Below are 15148 nucleotides of genomic sequence, written 5' to 3'. Positions count from 1 at the left end.
CCCATAAACGGGACACATTCTCTAATTCAGCTTCGCTTTTCCAATTCCATCAGCCTGACTGACATGTCAAACGAAAACAGGGAAACGCCTGATCATGCGTCTCCCTGTTTTGATAGGCTGCTCTTTACCGGGGATCGGTTTCCTCTCCTGTTTTGATATCCATCACCTTGACCGGGTTTTTTGGCAGCGGAATGGTTCTGCTGGAAGGGGCGTTTTTCTTATTTTCTACCCAGTCAATCAGCAGATCAAAGGACTGGTGCGCATATGGAAGCAACGGCTGCAGCTTTTGCTCCGGATCCGTTTGCTTATTCCAAACGAGACTGTCCACGTGATTGCCGCCTTCAATGGTATAAAGACGGTGGAATTTTTCTTTGTCCTGCCATCTCACCATCTTTTCATACCCTTTTGCATGGATGTCAGGGAAAATCAGTGAATCAAGCGAGCCTGTAAAACTGATTAAAGGCACCTCAATATCTCCTGTGTTGGCGATTTTATTTATGTTTCTCTTAACCTCTCTATTACGGCTGCTGTAGGTATAATCCTCGAAAATAGCATCATAGCTCCGGTCCCGTTTTCCATCCGCTGTAAAGTTCAGATAGTTTCTCCAATCTATTCTTCCCGGTGCATCCGGGTCAAAGTGGTCGCGGTAAATATTCAGCGTGACAAACCAGTACACCTGGTCATGATAAGCCCAAAGCTTCTCAGATCCTTTCGGGAGACCAGCTTTATACATCTGCCTCATGGCTTTTTGCTGTTCTTTCCCCTGCCCGTAAAGAGCTTCTTCCTCATTGTTGACCACCGCAGTCAGCGAGCTGATCAGGTTCGGTTCCTTTGCTGTCCATAATACGCCCTCCCAATCAACTCCTCCGTCAAAAAGTCGGGGCTCTCCTGTTTTTTCAGGCCCGTCGTTTTCAAGGGCATACCTCACAACATACCCCCCATTTGAAATTCCGATAGCGTATGTAGGCACTTGGTGATCTTTTTTAATTAAATCACTCGCAGGGTTCTTTTTATCACTTGCTTTGATGAGCCTGTTCGGATAGTTTTCTGCCAAATATGTCTGAGCTGCCTTTGTTACTTGCCTGAAGCGCACATGCCATTCGGCGACACTGTCATCTTCATTGATCAGCGCATTTTTCACCTTGGCAAAAGGATCAGCCGGATCAAGCTCTCCTTGAGTTCCTTTATCAATGGCGGCAAAAGCGTATCCTTTCTCCAGAACATAATCACTGAACAGCAAATCAGTGGACGTTTCATTCCGTGTAGCCGGAATACCTGCCGTCACCAGTTTTCCATTCCAATGGTCCGGTACACGGATGACAAATTTAGCGTCATCAAACATTCCCGTAACCTGAGTACCCGTCACTTCTGCAGGCTTATACATTTGATGCCATCCGGAACCGTCTGCTGCACTTCCCCAATTGTATGGAGCCAGTCCAAGATTTCCGTATAATACAGCCTGCTCATACTGCTTTGGATTCTTCGTAGTCAGCCAATTGCCGTTTTTTCCGTCAAAATAAATTTCCGACACATTCTCTGCACCCTTTACCATGGCTTGTTCTTCCGCTGCATGAGCAAAAGCATTGGCATTTATTACAGGACCTGCAGTAAAGACTAACGAGGACAACAACGTAAGCGCTACCATTTTCTTTCTCAACTAAGCATCCTCCTGACAGAATTTCCATTTTTCTTTCCATTTTATATCCATTTATTTGCTTGTGCATGGGCAATTGGCACTTAAAATAAATTTGTGAGTGGCCTCTTAAAGAAAAGAGATTGGGTAAAATTGTTTATTGTAGGCTTAACTTATTCCTGATGAGAAGAATGGTAAAAATTAAAACCCTCGTGCTTCATTTTAAGCATCACGAGGGTTTTTGGGTTTTATCTAGGTACACTTAAAAGTTTGGATTAGGCTGATTGTAGCAGAAGACACGAGACTTCTGCTGCAGCGACAGGAAGATAATGTCGCATTTGGTCGAGTTGGCTGTAATCGGCATATGTTTGCCCGTAATCGACAAACAATTGCCCGTAATCGACAAACAATTGCCCGTAGTCGACACAAATCTGCCCGTAATTTACGAACTCGCCCCGTAACTAGCCTATTATTCTGGTTTTAGTAAACTCCATCCGCCTTCAATCAACCAGGGCAGCTTTGAGATTGCGATTTTGACAGAACTGCCTCCGTCAATTTACTCCAATCGCAGCCCCATTCCTGCTCGAATCGGCCACTCCTTTATACCTTCCTTCAGGTCCATTAATTTCTATGCTTTGTACATTTCCTATCTCTTCTGAAGGCTTAATGAATTTATGGCCCATGCCGTTCAATTTTTCAAGGATCTCTTTAGGGACTCCATTCTCCTGACTGTAGGAGGTTACACTGTTCGTGTAAATTCTCGGCTCCTCCACTGCCGCCTTTAGCTCCATCCCATATTCCAGTTTATTTATAATGGTTTGAAGGACAGAGGTGATGATGGTTGGACCTCCAGGAGAACCTACAGACAGCGCAGGCTCTCCATCCTTGAATACGATGGTCGGGCTCATGCTGCTCAGTGGACGCTTATTTGGCTGAACTTCATTGGCACCGCCCGGAACTGCATCAAAATCCGTCAGCTCATTATTCAGCATGAATCCATACCCGGGCACCATAATCCCTGAGCCGAAAACCTGTTCAATCGTTGTCGTATAGGAAACTACATTGCCCCACCGGTCCGCTACGGTAAAGTGGGTGGTCTGTCCGACAGCTTTTTTATCCTGCTTAGGCTGTTCATCATAATTCGCCTGTCCCTTTTCATATTTCCAGGGATCTCCCGCCTTTGGAGCGGCATTCACTTTGTCTAAAGAAATCAGCTTTTGCCTTTCTGAGATGTATTGAGGATCAAGCAAGCCTTTGGCAGGGACTTTCACAAATTCAGGATCCCCTGCATAAACGGCTCTGTCTGCATACGATAAATGCATCGCTTCTGCCAGCAGGTGATACTTTTGCCAAGATTTTTGAGGGTATTGAGACAGATTATATCCATCCAGCGTTTCTAGCATTTGCAGGAGAAAAATCCCGCCTGAGCTTGGAGGCGGCATACTGGCAATCTGATAGCCCTGGTATTCACCCCATATTGGCTTGTCCCACGTGATGCTGTATTTTTTTAAATCTTTTTCATCCAGTGATCCTCCGCGCTTTTGAACCTCATCCGACAAGGCATTTGCTATTTTCCCTTTATAAAGAGCAGCTGATCCATTTTTCTGAATCAGTTTAAATGTTTTTGCCAAATCCTTCTGCTTAAGCATTTCACCTTCTTTAAGCGGCCTGCCGTTTGGTACAAATACACGTCCAGCTGCCGTTTTCTGAAGCTTTTCCTTATTATCGCTGATGGCTTTCGCTAACACAGAATCGATTGGAAAGCCTTTCTCAGCAAGCTTTACAGAAGGAGAGATAAGCTTCTTCATTGATTTTGTTCCCCACCGGTCCAAAGCTGCTTCTAACCCTTTCAGTGTCCCCGGCACTCCCACCGCATTCCCGTGTGTATGCCTTTCAGCAAATGGAATGGGGCTGCCGTTCTTGTCCAGGAACATATCCGGCTTTGCCCCTGCTGGAGCACGTTCCCGGCTGTCCACAATAGAAGTCTTCCTCGTCTTCGCATCGTACACCATCATGAATCCGCCTCCTCCGATTCCGGACATCATCGGTTCGGTTGTATTGAGGGCAAATTGAATGGCAACAGCAGCGTCAATGGCATTTCCTCCTCTTTTTAAAACGTCAGCACCAATTTTAGACGCTTGAGGAGTAGCAGTGGATACCATGCCTTTAGCACCTACAGCGACTTGTGACGATTGCTGGTGGTTCGATGCAAAGGCCGCATCGGCACTAAGTGGTGAGGCAGTACCAAATACAAAAGCGAAACAAATGAAAAAGGAAACACTCTTTTTAAATAAATTCTTCATCTTTTTCCTCCCTCAGTCTGTATTTACTTTTTAACCTTATGTAGTACACAGAATTATTTCAAATAAAAAGGCTTTATTTTCTGAATTTTGTGATTATATACCTGCTTTTATTCTGCTCAATGAATAAGTTCCCGTACAATACAAACACTATGGCAGAGAGAGTCAATTTAAGATTTTATGGAGTCCCCATTACATATGACCGCAAAGGATGTTAGGAATGGAAAAAATTCTTCTAAAAGGACTATTTGCTGCGTGTACCGCAGTGATTCCTTTTGTTTTTAAAAGCAGATATTTTAAAGAACTGCTGATTGTCTTTTTTGCAAAAGGAACCCTTTCTACGGTTCTGGATCTGTTTTATATTCGCCGTAAAAGAATTGAGTATCCCGTCCGGCCTTTTCCAAAAATCTTTCAAACGAACATCCTATTTGATTTGTTATTCTTTCCGCTTCTCAGCGTCATATGGGTTCGGCAATCCTATAAAGACGGAATTGGCGGGATTTTGTTAAAGAGCCTGACGTGGAGTGTGCCAATGAGTATCATTCAATGGTATATGGAGAAGAAAACGAAGCTGTTCACATGGAAGAAATGGAACATCTTTTACACGTTCAGCTGTACAAGCTTCACACTGCTTACCATCCGCGCCCTTCTTGCAGGCGTTAAGAAAATAGAAAGCTTGAAAGAATAGAACAAAATGAAGCCGGCCAAAGAGATGCTCCCTTTGACCGGCTTCATTTCATTTGCTCTGAACCCTGCTCCTTCACCGCAGAGGGGGAAGGAGCTGAAAACACGTAACGGCTTGCCGCTCTTAAAGGGGGACGGAGGTTTCGTGACTAGAACACCGGGTTCAGTGCTGTCCCCTTACTTTCCACCCGTAAACGAAATTCCTTTAATAAAGTACCGGTTGAAAAATCCGTACAGAAGCAGCACTGGCAGGGTGAAGACCATAGATGCTGCCATGATGTAGTTCCAATATGAAATATACTGGCCTTTAAACGTGTTCAAACCGAGCGGCAGGGTAAACATATTGGGGTCGGACATAATAATGAGCGGTCTCATAAAATCGTTCCAGAAGCCCATGAACACAAAAATTGCCTGGGCAGCGAGTGCAGGTTTTGCCAATGGAAGAACGATTCGGAAAAATACGCCAAATCGATTTAATCCGTCGATTTCCGCCGCTTCCTCGAGCTCTCTCGGGAAGTTAATGAAGAACTGGCGCATCATGAAAATAAAGGTGACATTGATCATGGCCGGCACAATCATTCCCTGATAGGTATTCAGCCATCCGAATTCTTTTAAAATCAGGTAATTCGGGATCATGGTAACCTGGGCAGGAATCATAAGGATCGCCAAAATCATAATAAACAGAGGTTTCTTGCCGGGAAAGCTCAGCCTTGCCAAAGCGTAGCCTGCCATACTGTTAAACAGAAGGTTCAGGAGCGTGCCGGCGACTGCTATAAATAAACTGTTGAACAGCCATCTTGGGAAAAGCTTCTGCTCAAGGAAAATTTGCTTATAGTTATCAAATGTAAATTCTTTCGGGAAAAAATTAATGGACCCGCTTACGATTTCACCCAGTGTTTTAAACGAAGAGCCGAGTGCCCACAGAAATGGAATCAGGGTGACAATTGCATATAGAACAAGAATGATATAGAGAAAGATTTTTCCCGGGCTGAATTTTTTCATTGTCTGTCCCTCCCCTTAATATAAGGATTCTTCTTTTGAAAACTTTCGCTGGATCAGTGTGGCAATGAGGATGACAAGGGCCAGTGCGAATGCGATGGCAGCGGCGTATCCCATCGTTCCCAGACTTTTAAATGCATATTGGTAAATAAGCAGAACGACTGTCAGGGTTGAGTTGTTCGGCCCTCCCGATCCTCCTGAGAAAATGTAGGATTGGTCAAAAAGCTGGAATGTTCCAATTAACCCCATGATTACAACAAAGGATGTGACCGGACGGAGATTCGGAACCGTAACGAACAAGAACTTCTGGAATACATTCGCTCCATCCAGCTCTGCTGCTTCATACAGTGATTCAGGAATATCCTGAAGAGCGGCAAGGTAGATAACCATATAAAATGGCGCTGTAGACCAGATATTCATCAGCATGATCGCATTCAGGGCGATCGATGGGTCCCCGATCCAATTGTAAGCCGGCAAACCGAAAATGGATAAAAACTTATTGAAAAGACCATTTTGGTTATACATCCACATGAAAATCAGCGTTAAAACAGCCGATGAAGTCAGGGTTGGAAGAAAGTAAATAATACGGAAGAATTTCTGGCCCTTGATTCCCGCATTCAGCGTCGCGGCCAGGACAAGTGCCAGGATGGTCTGAACAGGAACCACGATGATGACATATTTGGCTGTATTCCAAAGGGCAATTTTAGCTCTTTCATCATTCAGGATTTTTGTGAAATTATCGAATCCGACAAATTGGAAATCTGCTATTCCAAGGAGCTGCACCTTATGAAAAGCTAGGTAGATTGCATATAGAATCGGTCCGAGAATAAACAAAAGCAGCACGAGCAGCGTCGGACTCATAAATAAATACCCCTGGCCTGCTTCCCTTGCTTTCGCTTTTGAAAAGTTCCTTTTGCTCATGTGTAAATCACTCCTTTTCCATCGCTCCGCTAATGTTGATTCAGAGCTCTTCCTATGGCTATGTTAATGAATGTTGTTGATTTTTCACACCTGTTGATTGGAGCGGAAGGCCATAGCAGCGGGACAGGTGAGGCCCCGCAGTGGCGAAGCCAGGAGGAGGCTCACCGCCCGCCCAAGGATAAGCGATCGCCTGCTAGCTGCAATCAACAGCCAAGTTTAGCAGAGCTCTTCCTATAAAAGCAGGAACAAAGAAAAGAGGATGTCTCCTCTTTCCTTCTATTGCCTCTTATTGATTGTCAATCTCTTTATTTGCCTGAGTTTCCGCTGCTTTTAATGCTTTATCAAGTGTCTGATCTCCAAGGAAGGAGCTGATAAACTGATTGTTAAAGTTGTTAAAGATAATCGGCAGGTTTGTATCATCTGCCCACACCGTCGCATATGGGGCACCTGCTACAATCGGTCCGCGAAGTTCATCCTCAGCAAGTCCGCTTTTTTCTGCCACAGATTTGCGGCTTGGAAGTTCGAAGCCTTTAGACGCCCATTTTTCCATGCCTTCTTTTCCTGTCAGGTAGGAGATCAATTCCCAAGAAGCTTCTTTTTTCTCAGAGGCTGCATTCATAACATAAGAAACGGTGTAAGCCATGGTTCCTTTTTTGCCGTCAATCGTCGGCAATTCGGCTGTTCCGTAATCCACATCCGGGAAGGTTGCCTCCAGATAAGGAATAGCCCAGTTTCCTTCAAATACGAAAGCGGCTTTCCCTTGACCGAACATTTCTCCAGTCCAGGTTGCTCCCGTTTCTTTCGGTTCTGCCGCAGATTTTTCCACGTTGTGCATATCAACGATTGGCTGCAGGCCTTCAATTACCTTTTGATCTGCAAAGGTTGCTTTATTGTCTGTTGCCACTTTACCGCCTTTCGATTGGGCGATGTGATACAGACGCGCAAGCTCAGGAGAAGCCCCGAAACCATATACCCCTTTTCCGTTTGAAAGCTTTTTAGAGGCAGCCTGGAATTCTTCCCACGTTTTTGGCACTTCAACTCCGGCATCCTTCAGCATTTTTTTGTTGTAAAACATCGCCAGAGTGGAGTAGCCTTTCGGCAAACCATAGGTTTTTCCGTCTTTCTGGAATGCTTGAATAAGCGGTTTTTCAAAATCTTTCAGATCAAAATCTTCCTTGATGTATTCATCGAGAGGCTGAATCGTCCCTGTAGAAATGAGACCCGGCGCTTCAAATGCATCCAGATAGAAAACATCCGGGCCTTTTCCGCCAATTAAACGGGTTTTCATCACATCCATGTATTGATCAGAAATGTTCTCTCTTTTTACTTTAATATTTGGATGAGTCGATTCGAAATCTTTTAATATCTCATCCAATAGCTTTGTTTCTTCAGGAGTACCCCAGCCAGCAAGCGTAATTTCTACCTTTTCCCCGTTGGATGCAGTTTTTTCCTTTCCTCCGCTGCAGCCGGTAAGAGCTGTTCCTAAAAGCAATGCCGTCATACTTAATCCAGCGAGCCATTTTTTTGTTTTCATCGTCACTACCCCTTTTTAATTGTTTTGGACCGGAGAGCCTGCTCCCGCGGTAATAATCTCAAACCCCGTTGTATTCTCAGTAATCTCAAATTCCGTCCCTTTTTCTGAACGGTATAGCCGCACAGAAAGAATTCCGTTCCCGATCGAAATCCCGCTTACCTGAAGCTCATTCATCTCTTCCAGGAGATCAGGAGACAAGCTGATTCTTTTATTCAGGCTGTCCGGGAATAACCCAAGAATCGATTGGATAAAAATGAGCGGAGTACCTGCTGCCCATGCCTGCGGCGAACAGGCAACCGGATATTTAACCGCCTTGCCGACCGCTGATGAATAACCGCAGAATAATTCCGGAAGGCGTTCGTATTCAAAATGATCGGCTGCTTTGATCAGGCCTGACATCACTTTTTTCGCCTGCTTTTGCTGCTTCAGCTTGCTCATGCCAATCAGCGTCATGCTGTTATCGTGCGGCCAGACGCTTCCGTCGTGGTAGCTCATCGGATTGTAACCGGCTTCGCCTTCGCCCATCGTCCTGATTCCAAATCCGGAGAACATTTTATCGGATGTCAGCATATCCGCAACTTTATCCGCTCTGGAGCTGTCAATTATCCCTGAAAACAGGACGTGGCCAGGGTTGGACGTAATCGTACCGACCTGTTTCTTGTTCTGGTCCAGCGCGATGGCATAGAACTGTTTGTCTTCCATCCAGAACTCTTTTTCAAACTTCTGCTTAAGGGCCTCTGCCTGCTCTTTCAGTCTTGCTGATTTCTCTTTTTGATCAAGAGCATCGAGGATGTCCGCAATGCCCATTTTTGCCTGGTACACATATCCTTGTACTTCAGCGAGGGCGATCGGAGTTTTTGCATAGTCCCCGTTCCGGTGCACGATTGAATCCCCGGAATCCTTCCAGCCCTGATTGGCGATTCCCTTGCTTGATTCCTGATGGTATTCGACGAAGAGGTCCCCGTCCCGGTCTCCATACTCATCAATCCAAAGCAGCGCCTGCTCAACGCTATCCATCAGCTCTTCTGCAAGCTTCAGGTCCCCTGTCCATTTCACATACTCTGTAAGAAGAATCAAATACAATGGGGTTGCATCAATCGTTCCGTAATAAGGTGTGAATGGAATTTGATTCGTATTGGCAAGCTCACCGAAGCGCATTTCATGCATAATCTTCCCAGGCTGTTCATCTCTCCACGGATCCACCTTTGTCCCTTGCGTACTCGCCATCGTTTTGAGCGTTCCCTTTGCCACTTCTGGATTGAACGCCAGCATTTGCAGGGCGGCTATTAAACTATCACGGCCGAATGGAACTCCGAACCACGGCAGACCGGCAACCGGGAAGATTCCGTGTCCTATGTCTGTCATAAGTACCCGAAGATCCGCCATCCCCCGGTCCAGCAGATTCTGCAGGGGAACAAGATCTGTTTTTACCGTCGTACTGGACTGCTGCCATTCTTCATAGGACAAGGTTAATTTCTCCAGCGCTTCTTCACGGGAAAGAATATCCTTTGTTCCATTTCCGGCTAATGGCTGAATCTTGACCGTAAATGAATCTTCCTGCCCGTGCTCCAAGTCGAAGTGATAGGCAATCAGCCCGTGCTCCTGTATGTCATCCGGTTTTTTATCCCAGGAAACAACGGTCGAACGGCTGATTTGATCGGCTCCTTCATAGTGGATACTGAATGCGTTTTCATTAATTGCCTGTCCGGCCCTTTCTCCTACATGGCCGCTTTGAAAGCCTCTCACAATAAACATGTCTTTAAAATCAGCTTCAAAGGCAAGTTCGATCGAAAAGGAGACAGCTTTAGGAAAGTAGTTTTTCAAGGTGATGGTTTCATAGAGGACCTCTTCTGCGATAAAACGCTCCCTCTCTACTTGAACAGATTCTCTCCAGAGGATCAGTTCCCCGTTGTCTTCCATATGGGGGTTTGTCAGAAGCACCTTTGAAATGCGGTTATCCGATCCGTCTGATGAGAGAAGAACCGGCTTTTCTCCGTTGATGGTCAGCTCCAATTTGCTCAAAAACCGTGTATCCTTCGAATAAAGACCTAATCCGTAAGAGTGATCTCCTGTTATGTCTCCATTTGGTTCTGATAATAGAAATAAGTCATTTTCTTTTATAACAAGATAGTCCATCTCGTTCCTCCTGGCTGTTCCGAAACGTTTCGGATTTTACCAAAACGTTTCGGATTTTGTGTAGTAAAAAACAGCTTCAGCTTTTTACTTTTCCTGTTGATTGGCGGATTTTTAATTCTGTGTCCAAAACCAGATGGGATGGCATGCTCCCGTTCTCAAGCATATCCGTAAGCAGTTTTGCCGCCTGAAAGCCGAGCATTTGCTTATTTTGCGCAATGGTTGTAAGGCTTGGAGTTAGATAGGATGAAAGCAAAATATCGTCGTAGCCAATAATGGACAGGTCTTCCGGAACGGACAGACCGAGCTTTGCAGCCGCCTTAACCGAACCAATGGCCATTAAGTCGCTGGCACAGAAAACAGCTGACACTTCAGGGTGCTCCTGTAATAATTGACCCGTCACTCCCTTTGACGCTTCTTCCTGGAACAAGCCATTTAGAACGAGCTCTTCACAAAAAGGTATACCCGCATTAGAGAGGGCATTTTTATACCCTTCCAGACGCTCCTGACTGACAAAGGCAAATTCATGTCCATTCACCATAGCGATATGACGGTGACCCAGCTCTATTAAATGCCGGACAGCACTCTCGGCACCTAATACATTATCGGTTGTTACGTATCCGACATTCTCCGTCTGAATGGGAATATCAATTAAAACACACGGAATGTTGCTTTCCACTACTTCCTGCAAATACGGATCATCCGTCTTAATGCCCTGCAGAATCACCCCGTCTACCCTTCTTTCACGGCAAAGCTGAGCATACGTCTTCTCCCGCTGCTTAGTCGAGTTCGTATTGAATAAAACAAGATCATAATCGGTTTCTGCCGCATACTGATTGATCCCTGAAAGAACTTCAAACGTAAAATTATCTTTTATGCTTTCCTTATTGAATCCGGAAACGAGCAGACCGATGGTTTTGGATTTGTTCATGACAAGACCTCTTGCTAAAATATTAGGACTGTAATTCAGCTGTTTAGAGATCTCAATAATTTTCTTTCTCGTCTTTTCATTCACATCTGAATATCCGTTCAAGGCTCTAGAAACCGTTGTAACCGATACTCCCGCTGCCTTGGCAATATCCTTGATTGTCGTCACTCCAAAAACCTCCAAAACGTTTCGGATCCCGTTTATGAGTAAATCATACTCTGGAATGGAAACGATTGCAACACTTATTTTTCTATCCCGGCACATTCACTTTTACCCAGCGCAATTCCCCCTGTTACTAAGCTTGCTGGGCAATTCCTGCTAGCGGGGAGGCAATCGGCTGATGCAGGCTGTCTGGATTAATTGCCGCAGGTTATATGTCTGGGAGCGCTATTTAATTTGCCTTTTCCGCGCCTGATTTGGCCGGTCGACACTGTAATTTAGCCGATCCTGCCTCTTTTTTGGCCGTTCATCACCTTAATTTGGCCTGTCCCATTTATCAGGCCAGCAGCGCTCTTTATTTAGCCGTTGGACACCTTAATTTAGCCGGCCACGCCTCTTTTTTGGCTCTTCTGCACACTAATTTGGCCTTTCCGATTTATCTGTCCAGCAGCGCCCTTTATTTAGCCGTTCGACACCTTAATTCAGCCGATCCCGCCTCTTTTTGGCCGTTCATCACCTTAATTTGGCCGGTCCCATTTATCTGTCCAGCAGTACCTTTTATTTAGCCGTTGGACACCTTAATTTAGCCGATCCCGCCTCTTTTTTGGCGGTTCAGTACCTTAATTTGGCCGGTCCCATTTATCTGGCCAGCAGCGCCCTTTATTTAGCCGTTGGACACCTTAATTCAGCCGGTCCCGCCTCTTTTTTGGTCGTTCAGCGTTATAATTTGGCCGGTCCCATCTATCTGTCCAACTGCGCCTTTTATCTAGCCGGTCCAGTCCATAATTTAGCCGATCCCGCCTCTTTTTTGGCCGTTCAGCACCTTAATTTGGCCTGTCCCATTTATCTGTCCAGCAGCGCCCTTTATTTAGCCGTTCACCGCCATAATCTGGCCGTTCCTGATTATATGTATAATGACCAGCCACTCTGATTTTTTATTGAGCATGGATTTAGACACTGCAATCCGGATTTGCCAAGAAGAGGCTTATCCGCGCTGCCTGTCCAGAACGGCCTGTTTCAGGTCTTGTTCCGCTTTCTTTAAACCCTCCAGGATACCTGCACCGATTTCATCGCGCTGGTATCGGGCGAGGATTTTTATATGCTGACTAAATGCTTTTGCATAATCCTTCGCGAGGACATTCCGATCGATTGCTATTTGTCCGCTTTCCCTGGCAGGATGCATCTCAATGAGAGCGCAATCGCCGCTTTTCTTAAATACAAGTCTTTTGCTGTAAGAAGCTCCCACATCACCAAAGCTTATCTGCCTGCCTCCGTAAGGAGTTCCTTTATTCCTTCCGCCATTGCAGCCAGGGTCATAGGATGGAGCATCGTATCTTTTCGTATTCAAAAAAGAGGAACGCTTCCAGTTCAAAAATATTCGACCAGCGCATGACGTGTTTTCAATTCTCCAAATATTCTGTTTCACTTTCCGAATCAAATCTTTGCTCTGTTAAATCTCCGGATCAGTTAACCGCTGTTTTTATATCAGCCTGGACCACCTGATTCCCCCCCAGCCGCTTTGCTTCGTACAGACACTGATCGGCTTGGTCAATTAATTCTTTATAAGAGGAAATTCCGTTTAGTGACCCCGACGAAACACCGAGGCTGATCGTCACTTTCGCAGGGCATTCCGAGTCTTCATCAGCTACGCACAGTTTCTCAATGCTGCTCCTGATTTCTTCCGCCAGGCTCAGCACCTGCTCCCCATCCGGAGTATGAACGACGACAACGAACTCTTCTCCGCCGAAGCGCGCCGTCATCGCATTGAGCTTATCCGATGTCTTTTTCAAGCTTTGTGCTACCTGTTTTAGGCACTGATCTCCTTTTAAGTGTCCGTATGTATCATTAAATGCTTTAAACTTATCAATATCCGCCATGATCACAAAGAAATTTTCATCGCGCTGCCCTTCCCATCGTTCTGAAATAAAGGAATGGAAAAACCTGCGGTTATATATACCGGTTAATGAATCCAGATCCGTCAGGCTTTTCAGCTTTTCATTCGTTTTTTCCAGCTGACGGATCGCTTGCAGCAATTCACCTTCCCGATCCAGCTCATCCTTACCGCGTGATATGCGGTTCAGCCGGAATAGAAGTTTGCTTTCAATTAACGGTTTAACAATATAATCATTTACCCCTGCCCGGTACAGCCTGTTTACCTTTTCAGAAGTCTCATCTTCCAGAATGGCAATAATGCATCCTCCGTTAGAAAGAATGTTCTTTTTAACTTCCATGGCTGCTTTCGAGGGAGAATCCAGCCAAATCTCTTCAGACATGAGAACTAAGTCAAATCCTTTTGAAACTTTATTCTTTTTATAAGCTGCTGCAGAGGACAGATTAGGCTCTGATTGGATGTGATTCGGCCAATCCATTTCCTGTATACCTGCTTCACTTTCTTTGTTTCCTATATGTAAAATGTTCATTTGTGACACTCCCTCGCTGTCTTATTCCCAAAATACCCCTCACTTATATAACGAAAATCGTCTGCTCTTGGATCATGATTGCAATCTGTTTTTATTTCTTATACCCAATTTATAGAAGCAATCTAACTAGAATCTGATTCTCAATATGCAGCAGTAGCCAAATATACCTTTTTTGTACCTTACGAACTTGAAAGTGCGTACTGTTCATGATCCTTCTTTTTACGCATACTAGCCCTTGATGAACCGTGAAAGAGGAGGACTAAGATGAAGAAGATCCTGATTGTGAACGGACATGAGTATTACAGCAAATCAAAAGGAAAATTGAACTCCACATTATTCCAAACCATGCGGGAAACTCTGAATGAGCGTTTTAGCTTGAAGGAAACGACTGTGCAGATGGGCTACGATGTACAGGAGGAAATCAAAAAATGGGAATGGGCAGACGCTGTCATTTTCCAAACTCCGATTTATTGGTTCAGTATTCCGGGGCTGTTTAAGCATTATATCGATCAAGTCTATATGGATAACATTTTCTTCAAAGGTTCTGACAGGTATGGCCAGGGAGGACAATTCACGGAAAAACATTATATGTTCTCCGTAACCTGGAATGCCCCGGAGACCGCGTTCAATCGTGAAGACGATTTTTTTGAAGGAAAAAGTGTAGATGAAGCATTGTTCCATCTTCACAAAATGCAGCAGTTCATCGGGATGAAGCAGCTGCCGACGTTTGCCTGCTACAACGTGGTAAAAAATCCTGATGCAGAAAAGGCAGTAGCAGAGCTGCGGGAACATCTGAACCGGATTTTTCGATAGAATGGTTATTCCTGAGAAATTAAGCCTAATTAAGCATTCCACTCCGGCCAGCCGCACCAAACGAATAGAAACAAGCATGGGGCAGCTGCCCCATGCTTGTTTTTTGCCCAGCCGGTTTAAATCCATACTTTCACAACAATGGCGTCCTTTTTCATTTCAAATGATTTAAATTGGCCAAATGGAATCCTTCTTACTGCATCCCAAGCATCCAAGTCCAATCTGATTGTTCGTTCCCTGTATTCAGCAAACGGCGGTTTGTTCAACAGCTTTTGATTGATCAATCCGATATCCATCGGCTTTACTTTTACGAGCTCCATTATGATGGTTCTTTTTTCAATCCGGAGCGGCTTAAGAACAATTTTAATGGGAATGTCTTTTTCGAACATCATTTTTTTGACCTTAACCGTTCCACTCAAGCTTACGAAGTCCTCCGTAATCTCAGCCTTTAAGTTTTGAACCTCCTTCGCTTTCAGACGAAAGACCCGTTCAAGCATTTGGCTTGATATCGGTATGGATAATCCATTGACAGAAACTTCTTCCAATCGTTCTTTCCATTTATTGAACATACGAGCCGCTCCTCCCCATTAATAGCCATCTTATACCATATGCCCAGAAACGGTCTTT

13 protein-coding genes are annotated in these 15148 nt (G+C 44.9%); 3 read left to right on the top strand and 10 right to left on the bottom strand.

Features of this window, described 5'->3' with window-relative positions:
• Positions 1-124 precede the first annotated feature (124 nt).
• On the bottom strand, positions 125-1552 hold the full coding sequence (locus CEF21_RS09050) for an alpha/beta hydrolase (RefSeq protein WP_481747668.1): 1428 nt from the start codon (positions 1550-1552) through the stop codon (positions 125-127).
• A 632-nt stretch (positions 1553-2184) separates the two neighbouring features.
• Positions 2185-3936 (bottom strand): gamma-glutamyltransferase, encoded by a 1752-nt coding sequence (gene ggt / locus CEF21_RS09045; RefSeq protein ID WP_123915453.1) that lies wholly within the window; start codon positions 3934-3936, stop codon positions 2185-2187.
• Positions 3937-4153: 217 nt separating this feature from the next.
• Between ggt and CEF21_RS09040 the strand changes: the two genes are divergently transcribed.
• Positions 4154-4621, top strand: coding sequence for a CBO0543 family protein (locus tag CEF21_RS09040; protein ID WP_123915450.1), 468 nt, complete (start codon positions 4154-4156; stop codon positions 4619-4621).
• A gap of 173 nt (positions 4622-4794) precedes the next feature.
• On the opposite strand, the gene CEF21_RS09035 is transcribed toward CEF21_RS09040, so the two are convergent.
• From CEF21_RS09035 to CEF21_RS09015, 5 genes are all read right to left on the bottom strand, one after another.
• Entirely contained in the window at positions 4795-5619 is an 825-nt protein-coding gene (locus CEF21_RS09035; RefSeq protein ID WP_123915447.1) for a carbohydrate ABC transporter permease, read from the bottom strand.
• A gap of 15 nt (positions 5620-5634) precedes the next feature.
• A complete protein-coding gene (locus CEF21_RS09030) occupies positions 5635-6537 on the bottom strand; it encodes a carbohydrate ABC transporter permease (protein ID WP_123915444.1) in 903 nt (300 codons plus the stop codon).
• A gap of 286 nt (positions 6538-6823) precedes the next feature.
• Complete coding sequence (locus CEF21_RS09025) at positions 6824-8071, bottom strand: ABC transporter substrate-binding protein (protein ID WP_123915441.1); 1248 nt, start codon at positions 8069-8071, stop codon at positions 6824-6826.
• A 15-nt stretch (positions 8072-8086) separates the two neighbouring features.
• Positions 8087-10207, bottom strand: coding sequence for an amylo-alpha-1,6-glucosidase (locus tag CEF21_RS09020; RefSeq protein ID WP_123915438.1), 2121 nt, complete (start codon positions 10205-10207; stop codon positions 8087-8089).
• Between the two features lie 76 nt (positions 10208-10283).
• Positions 10284-11300, bottom strand: coding sequence for a LacI family DNA-binding transcriptional regulator (locus tag CEF21_RS09015; protein WP_123915435.1), 1017 nt, complete (start codon positions 11298-11300; stop codon positions 10284-10286).
• 493 nt (positions 11301-11793) lie between these two features.
• Here CEF21_RS09015 and CEF21_RS09010 point away from each other — a divergent pair, with 493 nt between their 5' ends.
• Positions 11794-12222 carry a hypothetical protein gene (locus tag CEF21_RS09010; protein WP_123915432.1) on the top strand — a complete coding sequence of 143 codons (429 nt, stop codon included), beginning with the start codon at positions 11794-11796 and terminating at the stop codon, positions 12220-12222.
• A 54-nt stretch (positions 12223-12276) separates the two neighbouring features.
• Here CEF21_RS09010 and CEF21_RS09005 read toward each other — a convergent pair whose 3' ends face one another.
• Together CEF21_RS09005 and CEF21_RS09000 are read right to left on the bottom strand one after the other, a co-directional pair.
• Positions 12277-12639, bottom strand: coding sequence for a hypothetical protein (locus CEF21_RS09005; protein WP_123915429.1), 363 nt, complete (start codon positions 12637-12639; stop codon positions 12277-12279).
• 115 nt (positions 12640-12754) lie between these two features.
• Positions 12755-13711: a diguanylate cyclase gene (locus CEF21_RS09000; RefSeq protein ID WP_123915426.1), complete on the bottom strand. Its 957-nt coding sequence runs from the start codon at positions 13709-13711 to the stop codon at positions 12755-12757.
• Between the two features lie 264 nt (positions 13712-13975).
• Between CEF21_RS09000 and CEF21_RS08995 the strand changes: the two genes are divergently transcribed.
• Complete coding sequence (locus CEF21_RS08995) at positions 13976-14524, top strand: NAD(P)H-dependent oxidoreductase (RefSeq protein ID WP_123915423.1); 549 nt, start codon at positions 13976-13978, stop codon at positions 14522-14524.
• Between the two features lie 116 nt (positions 14525-14640).
• Here CEF21_RS08995 and CEF21_RS08990 read toward each other — a convergent pair whose 3' ends face one another.
• Positions 14641-15090 carry a hypothetical protein gene (locus CEF21_RS08990; RefSeq protein ID WP_123915421.1) on the bottom strand — a complete coding sequence of 150 codons (450 nt, stop codon included), beginning with the start codon at positions 15088-15090 and terminating at the stop codon, positions 14641-14643.
• Positions 15091-15148: the final 58 nt, after the last annotated feature.

The sequence above is a fragment of the Bacillus sp. FJAT-42376 genome (assembly GCF_003816055.1).
GTDB lineage: Bacteria > Bacillota > Bacilli > Bacillales > Bacillaceae > Metabacillus_B.
This window is presented reverse-complemented; position numbering and strand designations above follow the sequence as displayed.

Bases quoted from the DNA above. Each gene is read 5' to 3' on its own strand.
- CEF21_RS09050 (WP_481747668.1), bottom strand. From the start codon at position 1,552: ATGGTAAAGGGTGCAGAGAATGTGTCGGAAATTTATTTTGACGGAAAA.
- CEF21_RS08990 (WP_123915421.1), bottom strand. From the start codon at position 15,090: ATGTTCAATAAATGGAAAGAACGATTGGAAGAAGTTTCTGTCAATGGA.
- CEF21_RS08995 (WP_123915423.1), top strand. From the start codon at position 13,976: ATGAAGAAGATCCTGATTGTGAACGGACATGAGTATTACAGCAAATCA.
- CEF21_RS09000 (WP_123915426.1), bottom strand. From the start codon at position 13,711: ATGAACATTTTACATATAGGAAACAAAGAAAGTGAAGCAGGTATACAG.
- CEF21_RS09035 (WP_123915447.1), bottom strand. From the start codon at position 5,619: ATGAAAAAATTCAGCCCGGGAAAAATCTTTCTCTATATCATTCTTGTT.
- CEF21_RS09025 (WP_123915441.1), bottom strand. From the start codon at position 8,071: ATGAAAACAAAAAAATGGCTCGCTGGATTAAGTATGACGGCATTGCTT.
- ggt (WP_123915453.1), bottom strand. From the start codon at position 3,936: ATGAAGAATTTATTTAAAAAGAGTGTTTCCTTTTTCATTTGTTTCGCT.
- CEF21_RS09030 (WP_123915444.1), bottom strand. From the start codon at position 6,537: ATGAGCAAAAGGAACTTTTCAAAAGCGAAAGCAAGGGAAGCAGGCCAG.
- CEF21_RS09040 (WP_123915450.1), top strand. From the start codon at position 4,154: ATGGAAAAAATTCTTCTAAAAGGACTATTTGCTGCGTGTACCGCAGTG.
- CEF21_RS09020 (WP_123915438.1), bottom strand. From the start codon at position 10,207: ATGGACTATCTTGTTATAAAAGAAAATGACTTATTTCTATTATCAGAA.